Source organism: Cohnella sp. LGH (genome assembly GCF_017671885.1).
GTDB classification, from domain to species: Bacteria; Bacillota; Bacilli; order Paenibacillales; family Paenibacillaceae; genus Cohnella; species Cohnella phaseoli.
This window is the reverse complement of record NZ_CP072117.1, coordinates 2,241,730-2,259,617: the sequence shown is the minus strand read 5'-3', so window position 1 is coordinate 2,259,617 and position 17,888 is coordinate 2,241,730. Positions and strand designations below refer to the sequence as shown.

Here is a 17,888-nt window from a genome sequence, read left to right as displayed (position 1 = left end):
AATGAAACCGATGACCAACTACAACGAATCCGCCGGTTCCGCGGCGCTTAGCAACTATATCGGCGGCAAATGGGAGCCGTCCGAATCTGGAGTAACGGAGCCGGTGTACAATCCGGCGACGGGCGAAGTCATTGCGAACGTGCCGATCTCCAGCAAGGAAGAGGTCGATGCTGCAGTTCGCGCAGCGCAAGAGGCGTTCCGGACGTGGAGCCGCACGCCGGTTCCGCGGCGCGCGCGGGTGTTGTTCAAGTACCAACAGCTGCTCGTGGAGCGTTGGGAGGAACTGGCGCGCATCATTACGCAGGAGAACGGCAAGAGCTACGCGGAAGCCTACGGCGAAGTGCAGCGCGGCATCGAATGCGTCGAGTTCGCGGCTGGCGCGCCTACGCTGATGATGGGCAAGCAGCTTCCCGACATCGCCTCGAACATGGAATCCGGCATGTACCGTTATCCGATCGGCGTGATCGGCGGCATTACGCCGTTTAATTTTCCGATGATGGTGCCGTGCTGGATGTTCCCGCTCGCGATCGCTTGCGGCAATACGTTCGTGTTGAAGCCGTCGGAGCGGACTCCGCTGCTGGCCCAGCGGCTGGCCGAGCTGTTCGCGGAAGCGGGCTTGCCGGACGGTGTATTCAATCTCGTTCACGGCGCACGCGACGTCGTTAACGGCATTCTTGAGCATCCGGGCATTGCGGCCGTCTCGTTCGTCGGCTCGCAGCCGGTGGCGGAGTATGTCCACAAGACGGCAAGCGCGAACGGCAAACGGGTTCAGGCGCTGGCCGGCGCCAAAAACCATTCGATCGTTATGCCGGACGCCGACCTCGACGCCGCCGTGACGCAGATCGTGAGCGCAGCGTTCGGCTCTGCGGGAGAGCGCTGCATGGCCTGTGCGGTCGTCGTGGCCGTCGGCGACATTGCCGACCGTCTCATCGACAAGCTGAAGCAGGCGGCGGACGCGATTACGATCGGCAACGGCTTGGAGCAGGGCGTGTTTCTCGGGCCGGTCATTCGGGACTCCCATAAGGAGAGAACGCTTGGCTATATCGCTGCGGGCGAGCAAGAAGGAGCGAAGCTGCTGCGGGACGGACGCGAGGATGCGGCTGTTGGCGGAGAGGGCTATTTTGTCGGCCCGACGATTTTCGACGATGTGAATTGCGAGATGAGCATTTGGCGCGACGAAATTTTTGCTCCGGTGCTGTCGATTATGCGGGCGGAATCGTTGGATGAGGCTATCGAGATCGCCAACCGCTCGGACTTCGCTAACGGCGCTTGTCTGTTCACCGTAAACGGAAGCTCCGTAAGGCAATTCCGAGAGACGATCGACGCCGGCATGCTCGGCATTAACGTTGGCGTACCCGCTCCTATGGCGTTTTTCCCGTTCTCGGGCTGGAAAAAGTCGTTCTACGGCGACCTGCACGCCAACGGGCCGGACGGAGTGGAATTTTACACGCGCAAAAAAATGGTGACTGCTCGATGGTAAGCTCGGGAGCCGTCGCACAGGATCGGGGAGGGAATGTCGAATGAGCAAGCTGATCGTAACGCCGGAATCTACGCCTGGCGCGGATGGACGCGTGCTGGCGGTAACTCCGGCTTCGGCGGGCTGGAAATACGTCGGCTTCGAGGTGTTCCGCCTGCTTCCGGGTCAGACGCTGAGCCGGAGCACGGGCGACAACGAAGCATGTCTCGTGCTTCTGAGCGGCAGAGCGGACGTTCGGACCAACCGCGAGATATGGGTAGGCATCGGGCAACGGATGAACGTTTTTGAGAAAATACCGCCGTATTCCGTATTCGTTCCTGCAGACGATACGTACGAGGTTACGGCTTTGACAGAGCTGGAATTGGCCGTATGTCTCGCTCCGGGCACGACGCGTCTTCCGGCGCGGCTGATCGAGCCGGACGCCGTCGGAGTCGAGCTTCGCGGCAGCGGCTCTACCGAGCGACTGATTCATAATATTTTGCCTGAGTCGGAAGCGGCCGACAGCCTGCTTGTCGTGGAGGTGTTTACGCCGGACGGTCACTGGTCCAGCTATCCGCCGCACAAGCACGACCGGGACGCGTTGCCGGACGAATCGCTGCTGGAGGAAACGTACTACTACCACGTTCAGCCCGAGCAAGGCTTTGCCGTGCAGCGCGTCTACACCGACGACTTGACGTTGAACGAGACGCTGGCCGTACGCGACGGCGAAACGGTTCTGGTGCCCAAGGGCTATCATCCGGTGTCGGCGCCCCCAGGCTACGAGGTTTATTATTTGAACGTCATGGCCGGGCCGGTTCGCACGTGGAAATTCCACAACGATCCCGCCCATGCCTGGTTGATGCCGCCGCGCAAATGAGGACGGAAACGATTGCGTTGCGCGGACGCGCGGAAGTGAAGCTGACGGCTTACTTGCTCGACGCTTCGCCCGAACTGAGCAATGCGGCCCTTCGGCCGGCGGTGCTCGTATTTCCGGGCGGCGGCTATCGCGGCCTCTCGGACCGCGAAGCCGAGCCGGTCGCAATGGCGTATTTGGCGGAAGGCTTTCAAGCGTTCGTGCTGCGTTATTCCGTGCGAACCGAGTTCCCCGAACCGCTGTTGGACGCGGAAGAGGCGCTTGACGTCATCCGCATGAGGAGCGCCGGGTGGGGCGTGGATCCGGAACGAATCGCGGCCATAGGCTTTTCGGCGGGCGGCCATCTGGCCGCCGCGCTCGGCACGATGGGGCGCGTTCGGCCGAATGCGCTTCTACTGGGCTATCCGTGCATTCTGTCCTCGATGAGCGAGGTGCTGGCCGTTCCTATTCCGTCCGTGGATCGTGAGATCGACGAACGAACGCCGCCTGCATTTCTGTTTGCGGCTTGCGACGATACTGCGGCTCCGGTCGAAAATACGATAAGCTTCATGCGGGCGCTGGACGAGAAGGGCATTCCGTTCGAGGCGCATATTTTCCAAAGCGGCGGCCACGGTCTGTCGTTGGCGAAGACGCATACGTCGGGAGGCTACCGTTCGAACGTCAACCCGCGGTTCGCCGAATGGTTTGCGCTCAGCGTCTCCTGGCTGCGCGAGGTGCTGGGAGATTTTTCGTCCGATGAAGACAATTCCGTGCCGCAGGCGCGAGACGCGGGCCGCTACGGCATTGATGTGGCCATCGGCGGAATGCTGGCGCGACATGAGTGCCGCGAGGCGATTCTGGAGCTTTTTCCACAGTTGAGCGATAAGAAGCTGGCGGCCAGAGCTTCGTCTTATTCTCTTAGTATCGTTAACGAAGCGCTCCCCGTTCCCCATCCCGATGACCGGATGAGGGAGCTGGACGGCAAGCTGCGACAAATTGCGCTGAAGTAAAATGACTTTCCATAAGCGACTTATGGAGAGTCATTTTTTCTTATGTGGGGCGAGATCGGCATATCTTCATCAAACCTTCATCGTAGCCTGCTTGTATGAAGTTCAATAATTCAGTATCCTATAGCTAATATGCATGACCCAGACCCTTCGAGGTCGAGAGAGAAAGGGAGAGAGCAATGAGCAAAACGATTCAATTCGATTATTCCAAAGCGCTGCAATTCGTCGGTCAACATGAGATCGACAATCTGGCGCCGGCCGTCAAGCTCGCTCACGAGCAATTACATAACGGAACCGGAGCGGGTTCCGACTATCTGGGCTGGATCAACCTGCCGTTCGACTACGACAAAGAGGAATTCGCCCGCATTCAGAGCTCCGCGAAGAAAATCCAGTCCGATTCGGACGCGCTGATCGTTATCGGCATCGGCGGCTCCTACTTGGGCGCGCGCGCGGCAATCGAAATGCTGCAGCATTCCTTTTACAATACGCTGTCCAAGGAGCAGCGCAAAACTCCGCAAATTTTCTACGCCGGCAACAATATCAGCTCGACTTATGTTACTCACCTGCTGCAAGCGTTGGAGGGCAAGGACTGGTCGATCAACGTCATCTCCAAATCCGGAACGACAACCGAGCCGGCCATCGCCTTTCGTATTTTCCGCGAAGCGCTGGAGAGCAAATACGGCAAGGAAGAAGCGCGCAAGCGCATCTATGCAACGACGGACAAGGCGCGCGGCGCATTGAAGGTGCTGGCGACCGAGGAAGGCTACGAGTCGTTCGTCATTCCGGACGACGTTGGCGGCCGCTACTCCGTACTGACGGCAGTCGGCTTGCTGCCGATCGCGACGGCGGGCATCGACATTGAAGCGATGATGAAGGGCGCGCAAGACGCGGCTACAACATACAACAACCCTAACCTGAGCGAAAACCAAGCGTACCAATACGCGGCTGTCCGCAACGCGCTCTATCGCAAAGGCAAAGCGATCGAAATTCTCGTCAACTACGAGCCGGGTCTGCACTTCGTCTCCGAATGGTGGAAACAGCTGTACGGCGAGAGCGAAGGAAAGGACTACAAGGGCATTTACCCGGCATCCGTCGACTTCTCTACCGACCTGCACTCGATGGGGCAATTTATTCAGGAAGGCAACCGGATCATTTTCGAGACGGTGCTTCAGGTGGGCGAAGTGTCCGATCAGATCACGATCGAGAAAAGCGCGGACGACCTGGACGGCTTGAACTTCCTGGCCGGTCAAACGCTTGATTTCGTCAATAAGAAGGCGTTCCTGGGAACGCTGCTCGCCCATACGGACGGCAACGTGCCTAACCTGATCGTCAACTTGCCGGACATGAGTCCGCACACATTCGGCTACATGGTGTACTTCTTCGAGATCGCGTGCGGCGTGAGCGGCTACCTGCTTGGCGTCAATCCGTTCGACCAGCCGGGCGTCGAAGCGTACAAGAAGAACATGTTCGCGCTTCTCGGCAAGCCGGGCTTTGAAGAGCAGAAGAAGGCTTTGGAAGCTCGTCTGTAATCTCTGAATAGTTCGTATAGGGGCGCTCCCGGGCGCTCCTTTTTTATGGTCAGGGCGTCCGGAGGTTCCGACTTCGCGCGCATTCCTTCGGGCGAGCCAATATGCTAGAATAGGGTCGAGTTTGTCTGGGGCAAGCCGACCCTATTCATTCGATTAAGGGGGCGACGATTCGCATGATCGATATTCATACGCATATTTTGCCGGGCCTTGACGACGGGGCAGCGGATTGGAACGATACATTGAACATGGCCAAAGCGGCCGCGGCCGAAGGCATAACTAAGCTGATCTCTACGCCTCATCATGCGAACGGTCGTTACGATAACCCGGCTGTGGAAGTTCGGGCACACGTTAACCGAACGAATGAGCGTTTGGCGGATGCAGGCGTTCCCGTTACGGTCGCGCCGGGGCAGGAAATTCGCGTGCATGGAGACCTTCTGGAGGCATGGCATAGGGGGGAACTGCTGACGCTGGCCGATTCCGCTTACGTGTTGATCGAAATGCCTTTCTCGCACGTCCCCAAGGATATGAAAGAGCTGATCCATGAGCTTGGCGTGCTGCGCCTGCGGCCGATTATCGCGCATCCCGAGCGCAATGCGGAAATCGTCAAGCATCCTCGTCTGCTTGCCGAACTGGTCGAGCTCGGCGCCTGCGCGCAAATGACGACGCATTCGCTGTTGGGCGACTTCGGGAGGCAGGTCCGGCAAGCCGCATGGACGCTGTGCGAGAGCGGGCTCATTCACGTTGTGTCGTCGGACGCCCACCATCCCGAGCGTAGGGGATTTCGAATGCGGGAGGCCTATGAGGCGATTCGCCAGCGCATGGGCGAACCATGGGAGGCGTATTACAAGCGCAATGCCCGATGCGTTGCCGACGACATGCCCTTCGATAGTCCTCCGTCGGCCACGGCGTCGGATACTTTATTGAGACGCTTGCTCTCCTTTTTTACCGGGTCATCGTGATAATCGGAACGAAATTAATGCTGGAGAAGCAAGTAACCGGTGAAGCAATCGGGACTCGAAAAGACGAACGGGCGACAGATGACGACCGAATAGGAGGAAAATTATGAAAAAAGGAATAAGCGAAGGGGAAGATTCGGGCAAATTGCCGAATTTTTTTAGATTTCAATCCAATTGTAAGCGATTCCAAATTGACGATGTTTTTAGTGGGTAAAACGTTGCATCCCTCCGTAAAATGGTTGAATCCTCCTAGAGATTTTCGAATGACTGTCCTAAGTCCCTCTTTTCCCATGTTTGAAATCGCCTTTTTTCTCGGCTTAGAGTCCGAACCATCGGCACGAATATTCGAAATCCTTGACCGGGTAAGGGCGAGCGAAAGCGGGTTCGTTTCTGAACGGCGGGTCTATAGTCTGAATAGGACCTCGCGGAAGTAGAGCGCTTCCATTGAACGAAACGACGCCTTGGCACTCTGAATAGTCGGTTTTCCGGTTGCGGTCGACTTCTAAAAATGAGCAGGAATGGCTAATAGGCATCATGTCTTTAATCCCTCTTGAATTTCGATTTTCTATGTCATACTTAGTTCAAATCGCGGCGAACCCGGTTGACGACGACTTGATGACGAATCGGTTAGAGGAGAAAAGTTCAAAACTTCTACCGCAAGCGAAGGTGATTGGAGATGAACGTTTCGAATCCGGCGCTGAAGCAGAAGCAGGAGAGGCTTAAGCTTTTTTTGGAAAGACTCTCGCAGGACGCTTCTCTGAGCCGCCGACACGACTCCGCAAGCGCGTGGTCGTGGGAAGAGCTTCTGGCCTACACCGGATACGATCCCCGGGATGGAACGGTCGACGTGGCCGAGCTTGTTTCCCTGACGTTAGGGAAGCTTGGAATAGAGGCCGACGCAAAGACGATGGTGGAGTATATTTTGAACGGCGGAACGATCAGAGACTTTATAAACGTCGCGTGGCATAGACCGGAAGCGGCCGATATGAACGACTCCGGCCAAGCTTGCGACGATGGATAGGCGATTTTGTTTGTTCGTGAAACGAATGGATTTGTCGGATGGAGCGGCGCTTCGTCCGGATCATTTCGATCATGCAGGGCCGGGGAAATTGCGTTCTATTCCCTTCAGCACGATCTCCGATAAAAACGACATGCTCCGATCAAAGGACGATGCAGTCGTTTTTAATTGGTCCAAAAGTTCTCGTTTTGAATAATTTTTAAATTTTATTATTCTAATCGAACTGATTTTCGAATTCTGAAGAGCAAGAAAACTTACAAGCGACGGAGGAAAAAAGATGGAACTGAAACAATACTGGCTCATCGTCAAAAAAAGACTGCTCCTGATCGCCCTGATCGCAACCGTCGTCTGCTTGAGCGTCGGCATCTCTTCCTACTACTTCATCGCGCCGCAGTATCAGGCATCGGCCAAGCTGATCGTCAACCAGTACAAGGAAAGCAGCTCTTTGCTTCCGAGCATCGACGTCGGTTCCATCAACTCCACGATCGGCCTCATCAAAACTTACAAAGAGATTATTAAGACGCCTCGCATTATGAAAAGCGTCAGCAAGGATTATCCAGAGCTGAACCTGTCGTATGGCGAACTGATCAGCAAGGTGAGCGTAAGTTCGGTGAATGAAACGCAGGTCATGTCGATCTCCGTCCGCGACCATTCCTACGAGCGGGCGGCCAAGGCGGCCAACGCGGTGGCGGTCGTTTTCCAGAAATCGGTCCCCGAGCTGATGAAGGTCGACAACGTGTCCATTCTGGATTTTGCCGATCCCCAAGAAGCTCGCGGTCCGGTCGCTCCAAATCCGAACATGAACATCGCAGCCGCGCTCCTTCTGTCGCTCATGCTCGGCGTGGGTCTCGCTTTCCTGCTGGAATATTTGGACGACACGATCAAAACGGAGGAGGACATCGAAACGCTGTTCCAAGTTCCGGTGCTGACCGCGATTCCGAGGTTCAAAGAGAAGGACTCTTCCGATCGAGGAAACGGCAAAGTGCAGTTGCAAACGAACAGGAGGGAAAACCATGTCTCGTTATAAGTGGAGCGTCATTACGGACGCGAATCCCAAATCCCCGATTTCCGAAGGGTATCGAATGCTGAGGACCAACGTCGAGTATTCGGCGATCGACCAGACGCTGCAAGTGATCGTGGTCACCTCTTCCAAGCCGGGAGAAGGCAAAAGTACGACGTGCGCCAATCTGGCCGTCGCTTACGCCCAGACAAGCAAGAAGGTGCTGCTGATCGATGCGGATATGCGTAAGCCGTCGCAGCATCATCTGTTCGGAAAATCGAACCGGCTCGGCCTAACGACCGCCCTATTCCGGCAAAAGGAACTGCAGGACGTGATCCAGCAAACAAATACCGACGATCTGGCGATCATCTCTGCCGGACCGACGCCGCCGAATCCGTCGGAATTGCTAGCTTCCAAGCGGATGGCCGCGTTGCTGGAGACCGCGAGGGAACGATACGACGTCGTGATCATCGACACGCCTCCGCTGATGTACGTAACGGACGCGCAGATTGCGGCCGCCCAGAGCGACGGAGTCATTCTCGTCGTCGAAGCAGGCAAAGTGAAGAAAGACGTCGCGCTTAGAGCGAAAGCGTCACTGGACCATGTGAAGGCCAGATTGATCGGCGTCGTGCTCAACAACGTTCCGCGTAAACACTCGGATAGCTATTACTACTATTACGGCGATCGAAACGATGCCTGAGCGAAGGCTTTAGGCGAGGAACGCTTGCACGTAAGGTAATGTCTCCTGCACCTCTATCACCGGAGGCACTCGGTCATGCTGTGGGTCAGCCGACCTTAGACGTATATCGTCGAGGGTGTGACGTGAGGAAGGGTTAAATGCCCATGTTAGGAAGTCAAAAAGTCCAATTTTGATCACGAAGAGGTTCGAGGAAGCAGATTCGGCGTCGAATCTTGAATTCAGCCGGATCTTCCGGTACTCATGTAGGTTTGCCTACACTCCGTTCCTCATCACCGGTCTTCATCCAACCTTCTCGGTGCTGAAAATCGAACTTTTTAACCCTGATTTGCAAGGAAGTCCAAAAGTCCAATTTTAATCACGAAGAGGTTCAGAGAAGCGGATTCGGCATTGAATCAGACATAAATCAAAAGGATAGGTGAGATCAAAATGGTGAGAGTGAAAAAAGCGATTATTCCCGCCGCAGGTCTCGGCACCCGTTTTTTGCCGGCCACGAAAGCGATGCCCAAAGAGATGCTTCCCATTGTTGATAAGCCGACCATCCAATATATCGTCGAGGAAGCGATCGAGTCCGGCGTCGAGGACATTATCGTCGTCACAGGCAAAGGCAAACGGGCGATCGAAGACCATTTCGACATCGCGTTCGAGCTGGAGCACACGCTGGAGGAGAAAGGGAAGCTGGACATTTTGGAGAAGGTCCGCAAATCCTCCCAGGTCAATCTGCACTATATCCGGCAAAAGGAGCCCAAAGGGCTGGGACACGCCGTATGGTGCGCGCGCAACTTCATCGGCGACGAGCCGTTCGCGGTATTGCTCGGGGACGATATCGTAGAGGCCGAGGTGCCTTGCACCCGGCAGTTGATCGAACAGTTCGAGCATACGGGTCGTTCGATCATCGGCGTGCAGACGGTAGGCGTAGATCAAACGCACCGCTATGGCATCGTCGATCCGGGCGAAAGGACGGGGCAGCTGTACCGGGTCAACCGCTTCGTGGAGAAGCCGCCTCAAGGACAAGCTCCCTCCAATCTGGCCATTATGGGCCGGTACGTGCTGACGCCCGAAATTTTCGAATATTTGGGCCGGCACGAGCTGGGCGCGGGCGGAGAAATCCAACTAACCGACGCGATTCAGAAATTGAACGAGGATCAGGGCGTTTACGCGTACGATTTCCAAGGCGTCCGGTACGACGTGGGCGAGAAGATCGGCTTCATAATGACGACGATCAATTTCGCGCTGCGCAATCGCGAATTAAGGCACGTATTGATGACAGAACTGGAGGAGATCATGGACCGCGAACTGGTGAAGCAATTAATTTCGGGAAGGGGCGATACTTGATGAATACCGGTCCGCATTACCGGGACGAAGCGATAGGAGGAGCATCTTCGAATTACCGCCCGACTGTCGTGCGCAAACGGGAAACGCGGAGGACATTCTCCCTCTATTCCGCGATGAAGCGGACCGTCGACCTGATCGGATCGCTGACGGGGCTGGTGCTGATAAGTCCGATGCTGGCCGTCGCCGCTGCGTTGATCAAGTGGGAGGACCCGCAAGGTCCGGTTATTTTTCGCCAAACGAGAATCGGCAAGGACGGGAAACCCTTTTGCATGTACAAGCTTCGCTCGATGTATACCGATGCGGAAGACAAGCTGAAGGAGCTGCTCGACCGCAACGAGATCAACGGCGCGATGTTCAAAATGAAGGAAGATCCGCGTGTGACAAAGATCGGCAGGTTCATTCGCAAGACGAGCATCGATGAGCTGCCGCAATTGTTCAACGTGATCAAAGGCGAAATGTCGCTCGTCGGCCCCCGGCCCCCTCTACCCAGGGAAGTGGAGGAATACACGGAGCGCGACAAAAGACGGCTATCCGTCACGCCGGGCTGTACGGGATTGTGGCAGGTAAGCGGAAGAAGCAGTCTCAGCTTTAAGGAGATGGTCGAGCTTGACATCGCCTATATCGAGAAGAGATGTCTCTGGTTCGATCTCAAAATCATGCTGAGAACGTTTAAGGCCGTTGCCGGCTCCCGGGACGCATTCTAAACAGACAACGGAGGCGAAACAATGGCGAAAATCCTTCATCTGTCCGAGTTTACGAAGGGCGGAGTCGAAACTCATCTTAACGAGGTCATGAAGCACCAGGCCGGTCATCACGACATTTATTTGATGGCCTCCGAGCATAACTCCAACCGACATTCGCTGCAGATCAGTCCCGAGCGTCTCATTTTGTATCCTTACAGGCGGAAGCCGGCCTATTTTCTTAAAGCAATGATGGAGATTCGCAAAAAGATTCACGAGCTTCAGCCGGATATTGTACATGTGCACGGGACGTTCGCAGGCGTTTTTCTGCGAACGCTATTTTTTTTCAAGAGGAAGCGTCCCGTCATCGTCTATTGCTCGCACGGCTGGGCTTTTCTGATGGACACGAAATCCTGGAAGCGCAAGCTGTTCGCATGGGCGGAGAAGATACTGTCGCTGCGAACGGACGCCATTATCCACATCTCGAAGCACGAATATGCGATGGCTCTGAATTATGGGCTGCCTTCGCGCAAATCGGTCGTCGTGTATAACGGCGTGTCCGATGCTTCCGCCGATGCGGGATTCTCGCCCATTCCCGTCAAACCGGACAAGATTAACCTCCTCTTCGTCGGGCGCTTTGATCGGCAGAAAGGGCTGGATCTTCTGCTCGACGTGTTCAACGAACAGCGATTTTCGCACATCGACCTGTATTTGGCCGGCGATTCCGTGCTGAAACAGAGCGAGCACCGGTATCCGGACAACGCGATCCGCCTCGGCTGGGTGGAGCATTCGGAGATCGACCGCTACATGAAAGCCTGCGATGCCATTATCGTTCCGTCCCGCTGGGAGGGATTCGGCATCGTCGCGATCGAGGCGCTGCGCAACGGCAAGCCGGTCATCGCCAGCAACCGGGGCGCGCTTCCGGAGATTGTTCGACACGGCCTGAACGGGTACGTATTCGATTTCGAGCGCAAGGAGCAGCTCGCCGGTATCTTGCAGACGCTGGACAAGCGCAAGCTGGAGGAGATGGGGCAGGCAGGCGAGCTTATTTTCAACGAGAAATTCCATTCCGAACTCATGAATCAGCAGATCGAACGGCTGTATGACGCGGTTCTGAGCCGGCCGGACGAACGGTATTCCGCAACCGTCAAGAAATACGTTTAAGTGCGGGAGTGGAGAGCAGGTGAATGGAACATGCGCAAAGATCCGGCAATGTCCGGGGTCATGGACGGCAAAACCGGCGGCAACCAGTTGCTCTGGGCGCTGTATCTCGTTTTCTTGCTGTTGCTGACCGTCTATCAGGATTTCCCGTTAGTCAATGTCATCGGCGAAATCGGGCGCTCGCCGATCATTTTGCTGCTTCCGCTGTTTGTTGCTTGCGAGGCGGCGCTGCTCGCCAAGCATAAGCGGGTGATGCACGGTTCGAGGCTGCAGCGGTATTTGCTCGTTTTTATCGTTTATTTGAGCTTGATCAGCGTCGCTTACGTGCTCGCGCAATTTTTGCAAGGCAGCTACAGCTTCGGGCAGGAAAACCTGCTGGGTAAGGCGGTCAAGGTGCTGACCTATTTCGTGCTGATTTTGCTCTACGTCAGGCATATGCAGCTGCTGTTCACGAAGATTGCCAGCAGGCGCGTGCTTTACGCCTGCTTCTTCGCCGTCGTCGCTCTGCTGGCGGTCATAATGGCGGCGGAGCTGGCAAGCATTCCGAACGCGCTGGCGCCGTTGCATGCGGGCAGCCAACCTTACTGGCGGGTCAGGCTGCTCACCTCGGAGAGCAGCACGACTGGTACGATCGTTGTCGTCTATTCGGCGATTATCGTCTATTTATCCCGGTATTTGAGCGGACCGGCCAAGGCGCTGTCCTTCGCGTTCGTCGCCGGTTTTTTTCTGTTTTATTTATTCGTGACGGGCTCGAAGGGGTTTCTAATCGTCGTTCTGCTGACGATCGTCGTCACGATGGCGAAATTTCTGGATTTTCGGAAGAAAAGAAACTTCCTTCTGCTCATAGCGGCCGTTGGGGCGATGTACTTGTTCGTTACCCATTTTTCCGCCGGAGTGCTGGGCTCGTTAAGCAATGACATCGAGAACTATACGTCGTCCTATACGAGAATGGGCACGATTCTCATCGCGCTGGCCACCGTTGCCCATCATCCGCTTGGCGTGGGCACGGGAGCTTATTTGATGTATTTCAATCAGTACGTGGACGGTGCGATCGGCGTGATGTCGCGGTTTTATTACGATACGTTCGGCATCGGTCAGATCAACGCGGGGGAACTGCTGCAGTATTCCGACACGGACCGGAATGTGGGCGTGAAGTCGGGTTTTTTCCAATGGGTGATGTTCGGAGGAATTGCGGCCGTCGTCTTCTTCTATCAACTTGCCGCAAATCTGCTGAGGAAGGCGAAGACCAGTTCCATCCTGTTTCCCGCATTGATTTTCGTGCTGCTGTCCCTGCTTTTCGTCGCGCTGGAGATCAAATACGAAATCTGGCTGTTTTTCGCTTTTATTAGCTATGCCACGACAAGGAGGGCGGAGACATGAAAATATTGCTCGTATGCAGCGATTTTCCGTATCCTCCGAACCACGGCTTAAGGGTGGATACATGGGGAAGGATCAAGGCGCTCTCCGAGCTCGGCTGCAAGCTGCACCTTGTCGTATGCGGCAAGCAGCAGCCTGACGACGCGGACATCAAGGCCGTCAGAAATTACGTCGAGGAGATCGTGCTCTGCCCGCGAAAGAGCAAGCTCGCCGACGCGCTTCGCGTTACTCCGATGCAGGCTCAATCAAGGGCCGAGCTTGGCCGGATTCCGCTGGCGGACGATTACGATTACGTGCTGCTGGAGGGCGACTATGTGTACCCGATCCTGGACAATCCGCGGATTAGGCGCGAAAGGGCGATCCTGCGGGTGCACAACGACGAGGCGGTCTATTTCAAGGCGCTGGCGAGGAGCGCCACAAGCCTGCTTCACAAGCTGTACTATCGGATGGAAAGCGGCAAATTCGCGGCGTTGCAAAAAAAGATGCGGACGAGGATCGACAAGTATCTGTTCATCTCTAACAAAGAGTTCGAACGGTTCCGCGCGCTCGATCCGACGGCCCAAAGCCTGTTCTTGCCGCCCCCGGTGGACGGAGAGGCGTTCCGGGTCGGCTCGTTTCGGACGCGGCACGTCGTGTTCGTCGGATCGCTGTTCATGCCCAACAACCGGGAAGCGATCGAGTGGTATTTGGCGCATATTCACCCGGGTTTGCTGGACGTGCCGGGCTACAAGTTCGTCGTTGCCGGCAATAGCCGCAACCAGGGGCTGGGCTGGCTCGAAGCGCACGATCTGACGAATGTTGAAGTTCACGATACGCCGGCCAGCCTGGAGGACATCTATGCGAACGGTTATCTGTTCGTTAATCCGATGCGCAACGGAGCGGGCGTGAAGCTGAAGACGATCGAAGCGATCCAGAACGGCCTGCCGGTCGTCTCGACCTCGGTCGGCTGCGAGGGCACCGGACTGATCGACGGCGAGCATATGCTGCTGGCCGACGAGCCGCGGCATTTTCTCGGTCACATCAGGACGCTGCTTGCCGATCCTGCCAAAGCTCAAGCTTTGCTGGAGGCGTCGCAGCATTTTATACGCGGGCAATACGACCACAAGGAAGTTCTCAGAAGGTATCTGCAATCGTTAAATGTCAGGATATCAAGCTAAGCGGGTGAAGCGAATGGACAGCGGCAGAACGAATATTTTGTTCGTGACCCATGCGGACAAGAAGGGGGGCGCGGAGCAGAGCCTGATTCATCTGATCAATTACTTGGACGTATCCAAGTACCGGATTTACTTGCTCTGTCCCGGCGACGCTTCCTATTTGCACGAGATTCGAACGGAGTACGAGCTTTTTCCGCTGCGCCTTAACAGCATTAAGAAGAGGCTCGGCTTCGGCTATTTGGAAACCGTTCTGCGCATGCGGGCGTTCGTGAAGAGAAAACGGATCGACATTATTCACGCCAACGGGTGGCGAGCGCCGTGGTACGCGGCCCCGCTGAAGTTTATGGCGAGCAGCAAGCTCGTCTGGCACCACAGGGACTACACCCATCTGCGTATGTTCAACCGGGTGCTGCCCCGGTTTTTCGATCAGGTGATCTGCATTTCGCGATTCGTCGCGAGCTCCGTCCAAGGCGCCAACAAGACGATCATATACAACGGCGTCGATCCGGAGACGGCGCGAATGCCGAAGAGCCGCGCGTTCATGGAGGACGATACGCTCATTATCGGGACGTTCGGACGCATCGTGGAATGGAAGAGATACGATCTCGTGATCGAAGCCGTCAAGAAGCTCGCCGACGGCAAAGCCTACAACTGGAAGCTGCTGATCGTGGGCGACGCGTCCGTCGACGGATCGGAGAGCTATTATGCCGATCTGGTCCGCAAGGTCCGCGACTACGGGCTGGAGGAGAACGTGGTTTTTTACGGCTATAGCCCAAGACCGCTGGATGTGATGAAGGAGTGCGATCTGACGATCAACTTTTCGCTGAACGAGCCGTTCGGAAGAGTCATTATCGAATCGATGCTTGTGCGTACGCCGGTCATCGTATCGGATTCCGGAGGAGCTCCGGAAATCGTCGAAGAGACGAAGGGCGGCTGGATCGTCAAGGACGGGGACGTCGAAGCGCTGTACCAGACGATCCGACTCGTCTACAGCAAAACCGTCGACTATCAGGAGCTTGCCGAACGGGGATATGCCGCCGTTATGAACGAGTTTAATATGAACGCGATCGCCAGAAAGGTAGAGACGGCCTATCGTTCGCTGTTGGCCGGGGGCGTCGCGGCGGAGACGGCGGGGTAGCGCATGGGAATCCCGTTTCGTCAGATTCGCATCGGTAAGCTGCTGGCCGTGCTGAAGGGCGCTGTCGTGTTTCCGGTCAAGGCCGATTCGGCCGGGCGCTTGAGCCGGATCGCGGGCAAGCTGTCGATCGCGAACAAAGGAGAGCTGATCGTCGGACGAAGCGTCTCCTTCCACGCCAAGCCGTTCCCGTCGTCCATCTCGGTGGGCAAAGGGGCCAGGCTGTGGATCGGCGACAACGTCTTTTGCAATTACGGGTTGGATATCGGCTGCACGGATTCGATTCGGATCGGCAGCCATACGATCATCGGCCCGATGGTCAATCTGATCGACGCGAACTTCCACCCGGTGGATGCGGAGGACCGTTCCGGGAGCCGGGCGATTGTCGTCGAGGACAACGTCTGGATCGGCAGAGGCTGCATCGTATTGCCCGGCGTCACGATAGGGTCGGGCAGCGTAATCGCCGCGGGCAGCGTCGTTACGCGGGATATTCCCGCGAACGTGCTGGCCGGCGGCGTTCCGGCCAAGGTCATCCGCGAGCTCTCCGTACCGGAGGGCTGGATTCGCAGGAGCGCGCAAGGAGCGTATACGAGATGAGAGTATGGATGTGGCCCAAGTACAGCAATTTGAATTTGTATAACAATTTATTGACGGATTCGCTTTGCGGCGCAGGGGTGGAGGTGATGGACCTGACGCACGGGAGGCTTGCGCTGCGGGTGGCGCGGGCGAGGCCGGGAGACGTCGTCCACGTGCACTGGATGCACCATGCTTACCAGAATCGCAATCCGCTGCTGTTCGTCGCCAAGTCCGCCCTTCTCCTGACGACGCTGCTCGTTCTGAAGGCGAAGCGGGTGCGGCTAATCTGGACGCTGCACAATCTGTATCCCCACGAGGTGAAATACCGGCGGATGGAGCGCACGATGCGAACGCTGATCTGCCGATTCTGTTTCGGTCTGATCGTCGCGTCGGAAACGGCCAAGCAGCAGGCGATGGCGGAATTCGCCGTACCGGCCAGCAAGCTGACCGTCGTGAAGCACGGCCACTACGCGGATGTGTACAAGCCGAATGGCGCGGACGTTAGACGGCTGTACGGCATCGGCAAAGACGCCGAAGTCTATCTATTCCTCGGAGCCATCAAAGCCTACAAAGGCGTCGAGGAGCTAATCGAAGCGTATCGCGCGGTCCAAACGGAAAGCTCCTGCCTGATTATCGCGGGCAAGGCGGACCGGGAGATGGAGGCATATCTTCGTAACGTGAAGGATACCCGGAATCTCGTTCTGGATATGCGGTTTATCCCGAACGAGGAAGTCGCCGACTTGCTCGGAGCCGCCGATGTCATGGTAATGCCCTATAAGGAGATTACGACATCCGGCTCTGCGATTCTCGGACTCAGCTTTAGAAAGCTGGTCGTCATGCCGGACAACGGCTTTATCGACGAATATTTCGAGGAGGGTATGGTTATCCGCTACGATCCCGGCATCGCCGGCGGATTGGCGGGAGCGATGGAGACGGCTATGCGGAGCGTCAAGGAAGGGAGGTCGCCGGATTACGAACGGGCGCTGCGGCAGCTCGAATGGGGGCCGATCGCCGAGCGGATCAAAAACGTGTATCAAGGGCGGGATGAACGATGAAGGTAACGGTGGCCATCTGCACCCACAACCGGGCGAAGGATACGGCGGAAGCGATCGGCAGCGTTCTGGTCCAGGACTTCGACAAGAAGGAGCTCGAGATTGTCGTCGTGGACAACGGCTCGACGGACAATACGGCAGAGACGGTGAATGGCTTGCGGCAACTGCACGGCGCGAGGATCCGCTATGTGCACGAGCCGAAGCTGGGGCTGTCGACGGCCCGCAACCGGGCGATCCGCGAAGCGAAAGGAGATTTGATTCTGTTTCTCGACGACGACGCGCTGGCGGGAAGCCAATGGGCGCGGCATATCGTCGACGTCTTCGCGAGGGATCCGGCGATCGGCTGCGTCGGAGGCAAGATCGATCCGCTATGGGAAGACGAAGAGCCGGGCTGGATTCCGGCGGAACATCGGTCGGTCTTCACCATTCTCGATTACTCCGACGTCGTCGTGGAGATGACCGCTCCCGCGATTCCCTACGGCGCGAACGTCGCGTTCCGCAGCAGCGTATTCGAGGAAATCGAGCCGTTCCGAGAGGATCTCGGCCGGGTCGGCCGCAACCTGCTGTCGAGCGAGGAAAGCGAACTTATCGCCCGGCTTCGCGACAAATACAAAGTCTACTACACGCCCTACGCCTCGGTCAGGCATAAGATCGCCAAGGAACGCACGACGAGGAAATGGTTTTTGAAGCGGATGTTCTGGCAAGGGGTGAGCGATGCGGTCAAGCGGCGGGATGCGGGGGCGACAGCCGTTCTGAAGCATACCGTTCGCATGGTTCAGGCGATCGGGACGTCGCTGCTGTCGATTTTCCAATATAAGAGATTCATCCGGCAGATCGTGAAGGTGTGTTACCGCAACGGGGCGCTGGTCGGCATTCTTCGCTATGGCGGCAGGAGTTAAGGC

At 56.6% G+C, this 17,888-nt stretch carries 17 protein-coding genes; all 17 read left to right on the top strand.

Annotated features, from left to right (window positions below):
• Positions 1-10: 10 nt before the first annotated feature.
• The 17 genes from J4772_RS09050 (at position 11) to J4772_RS08970 (ending at position 17,885) form a co-directional block, all read left to right on the top strand.
• Positions 11-1,480 carry a CoA-acylating methylmalonate-semialdehyde dehydrogenase gene (locus J4772_RS09050; RefSeq protein WP_209077057.1) on the top strand — a complete coding sequence of 490 codons (1,470 nt, stop codon included), beginning with the start codon at positions 11-13 and terminating at the stop codon, positions 1,478-1,480.
• A gap of 40 nt (positions 1,481-1,520) precedes the next feature.
• Positions 1,521-2,333: a 5-deoxy-glucuronate isomerase gene (iolB, locus tag J4772_RS09045; RefSeq protein WP_209074969.1), complete on the top strand. Its 813-nt coding sequence runs from the start codon at positions 1,521-1,523 to the stop codon at positions 2,331-2,333.
• Complete coding sequence (locus tag J4772_RS09040; protein WP_209074968.1) at positions 2,330-3,319, top strand: alpha/beta hydrolase; 990 nt, start codon at positions 2,330-2,332, stop codon at positions 3,317-3,319. The genes iolB and J4772_RS09040 overlap by 4 nt, the downstream gene beginning before the upstream one ends.
• Positions 3,320-3,495: 176 nt before the next feature.
• On the top strand, positions 3,496-4,845 hold the full coding sequence (locus J4772_RS09035; RefSeq protein ID WP_116061652.1) for a glucose-6-phosphate isomerase: 1,350 nt from the start codon (positions 3,496-3,498) through the stop codon (positions 4,843-4,845).
• Between the two features lie 173 nt (positions 4,846-5,018).
• Positions 5,019-5,804: a tyrosine-protein phosphatase gene (locus J4772_RS09030; RefSeq protein WP_209074967.1), complete on the top strand. Its 786-nt coding sequence runs from the start codon at positions 5,019-5,021 to the stop codon at positions 5,802-5,804.
• A gap of 673 nt (positions 5,805-6,477) precedes the next feature.
• A complete protein-coding gene (locus tag J4772_RS09025) occupies positions 6,478-6,822 on the top strand; it encodes a hypothetical protein (RefSeq protein WP_209074966.1) in 345 nt (114 codons plus the stop codon).
• Positions 6,823-7,096: 274 nt separating this feature from the next.
• Positions 7,097-7,846 carry a YveK family protein gene (locus J4772_RS09020; RefSeq protein WP_209074965.1) on the top strand — a complete coding sequence of 250 codons (750 nt, stop codon included), beginning with the start codon at positions 7,097-7,099 and terminating at the stop codon, positions 7,844-7,846.
• On the top strand, positions 7,833-8,519 hold the full coding sequence (locus J4772_RS09015) for a CpsD/CapB family tyrosine-protein kinase (RefSeq protein WP_116061657.1): 687 nt from the start codon (positions 7,833-7,835) through the stop codon (positions 8,517-8,519). The genes J4772_RS09020 and J4772_RS09015 overlap by 14 nt, the downstream gene beginning before the upstream one ends.
• A 426-nt stretch (positions 8,520-8,945) precedes the next feature.
• Positions 8,946-9,851 carry a UTP--glucose-1-phosphate uridylyltransferase GalU gene (gene galU / locus J4772_RS09010; RefSeq protein WP_116061658.1) on the top strand — a complete coding sequence of 302 codons (906 nt, stop codon included), beginning with the start codon at positions 8,946-8,948 and terminating at the stop codon, positions 9,849-9,851.
• Positions 9,851-10,555 (top strand): sugar transferase, encoded by a 705-nt coding sequence (locus tag J4772_RS09005; RefSeq protein ID WP_209074964.1) that lies wholly within the window; start codon positions 9,851-9,853, stop codon positions 10,553-10,555. Before galU ends, J4772_RS09005 begins: the two co-directional genes overlap by 1 nt.
• A gap of 21 nt (positions 10,556-10,576) precedes the next feature.
• Complete coding sequence (locus J4772_RS09000) at positions 10,577-11,695, top strand: glycosyltransferase (RefSeq protein WP_209074963.1); 1,119 nt, start codon at positions 10,577-10,579, stop codon at positions 11,693-11,695.
• A 30-nt stretch (positions 11,696-11,725) separates the two neighbouring features.
• Positions 11,726-13,072, top strand: coding sequence for a hypothetical protein (locus J4772_RS08995; protein ID WP_209074962.1), 1,347 nt, complete (start codon positions 11,726-11,728; stop codon positions 13,070-13,072).
• A complete protein-coding gene (locus J4772_RS08990; protein WP_209074961.1) occupies positions 13,069-14,226 on the top strand; it encodes a glycosyltransferase family 4 protein in 1,158 nt (385 codons plus the stop codon). Before J4772_RS08995 ends, J4772_RS08990 begins: the two co-directional genes overlap by 4 nt.
• A 13-nt stretch (positions 14,227-14,239) precedes the next feature.
• Positions 14,240-15,361, top strand: a complete 1,122-nt coding sequence (locus J4772_RS08985) for a glycosyltransferase (protein WP_209074960.1) — start codon at positions 14,240-14,242, stop codon at positions 15,359-15,361.
• Positions 15,362-15,364: 3 nt separating this feature from the next.
• On the top strand, positions 15,365-15,955 hold the full coding sequence (locus J4772_RS08980) for a DapH/DapD/GlmU-related protein (protein WP_116061664.1): 591 nt from the start codon (positions 15,365-15,367) through the stop codon (positions 15,953-15,955).
• Positions 15,952-16,989, top strand: coding sequence for a glycosyltransferase family 4 protein (locus J4772_RS08975; protein WP_209074959.1), 1,038 nt, complete (start codon positions 15,952-15,954; stop codon positions 16,987-16,989). Before J4772_RS08980 ends, J4772_RS08975 begins: the two co-directional genes overlap by 4 nt.
• Positions 16,986-17,885 (top strand): glycosyltransferase family 2 protein, encoded by a 900-nt coding sequence (locus J4772_RS08970; RefSeq protein WP_209074958.1) that lies wholly within the window; start codon positions 16,986-16,988, stop codon positions 17,883-17,885. The genes J4772_RS08975 and J4772_RS08970 overlap by 4 nt, the downstream gene beginning before the upstream one ends.
• Positions 17,886-17,888 lie beyond the last annotated feature (3 nt).

Bases quoted from the DNA above. Each gene is read 5' to 3' on its own strand.
- J4772_RS09050 (WP_209077057.1), top strand. From the start codon at position 11: ATGACCAACTACAACGAATCCGCCGGTTCCGCGGCGCTTAGCAACTAT.
- iolB (WP_209074969.1), top strand. From the start codon at position 1,521: ATGAGCAAGCTGATCGTAACGCCGGAATCTACGCCTGGCGCGGATGGA.
- J4772_RS09040 (WP_209074968.1), top strand. From the start codon at position 2,330: ATGAGGACGGAAACGATTGCGTTGCGCGGACGCGCGGAAGTGAAGCTG.
- J4772_RS09035 (WP_116061652.1), top strand. From the start codon at position 3,496: ATGAGCAAAACGATTCAATTCGATTATTCCAAAGCGCTGCAATTCGTC.
- J4772_RS09030 (WP_209074967.1), top strand. From the start codon at position 5,019: ATGATCGATATTCATACGCATATTTTGCCGGGCCTTGACGACGGGGCA.
- J4772_RS09025 (WP_209074966.1), top strand. From the start codon at position 6,478: ATGAACGTTTCGAATCCGGCGCTGAAGCAGAAGCAGGAGAGGCTTAAG.
- J4772_RS09020 (WP_209074965.1), top strand. From the start codon at position 7,097: ATGGAACTGAAACAATACTGGCTCATCGTCAAAAAAAGACTGCTCCTG.
- J4772_RS09015 (WP_116061657.1), top strand. From the start codon at position 7,833: ATGTCTCGTTATAAGTGGAGCGTCATTACGGACGCGAATCCCAAATCC.
- galU (WP_116061658.1), top strand. From the start codon at position 8,946: ATGGTGAGAGTGAAAAAAGCGATTATTCCCGCCGCAGGTCTCGGCACC.
- J4772_RS09005 (WP_209074964.1), top strand. From the start codon at position 9,851: ATGAATACCGGTCCGCATTACCGGGACGAAGCGATAGGAGGAGCATCT.
- J4772_RS09000 (WP_209074963.1), top strand. From the start codon at position 10,577: ATGGCGAAAATCCTTCATCTGTCCGAGTTTACGAAGGGCGGAGTCGAA.
- J4772_RS08995 (WP_209074962.1), top strand. From the start codon at position 11,726: ATGCGCAAAGATCCGGCAATGTCCGGGGTCATGGACGGCAAAACCGGC.
- J4772_RS08990 (WP_209074961.1), top strand. From the start codon at position 13,069: ATGAAAATATTGCTCGTATGCAGCGATTTTCCGTATCCTCCGAACCAC.
- J4772_RS08985 (WP_209074960.1), top strand. From the start codon at position 14,240: ATGGACAGCGGCAGAACGAATATTTTGTTCGTGACCCATGCGGACAAG.
- J4772_RS08980 (WP_116061664.1), top strand. From the start codon at position 15,365: ATGGGAATCCCGTTTCGTCAGATTCGCATCGGTAAGCTGCTGGCCGTG.
- J4772_RS08975 (WP_209074959.1), top strand. From the start codon at position 15,952: ATGAGAGTATGGATGTGGCCCAAGTACAGCAATTTGAATTTGTATAAC.
- J4772_RS08970 (WP_209074958.1), top strand. From the start codon at position 16,986: ATGAAGGTAACGGTGGCCATCTGCACCCACAACCGGGCGAAGGATACG.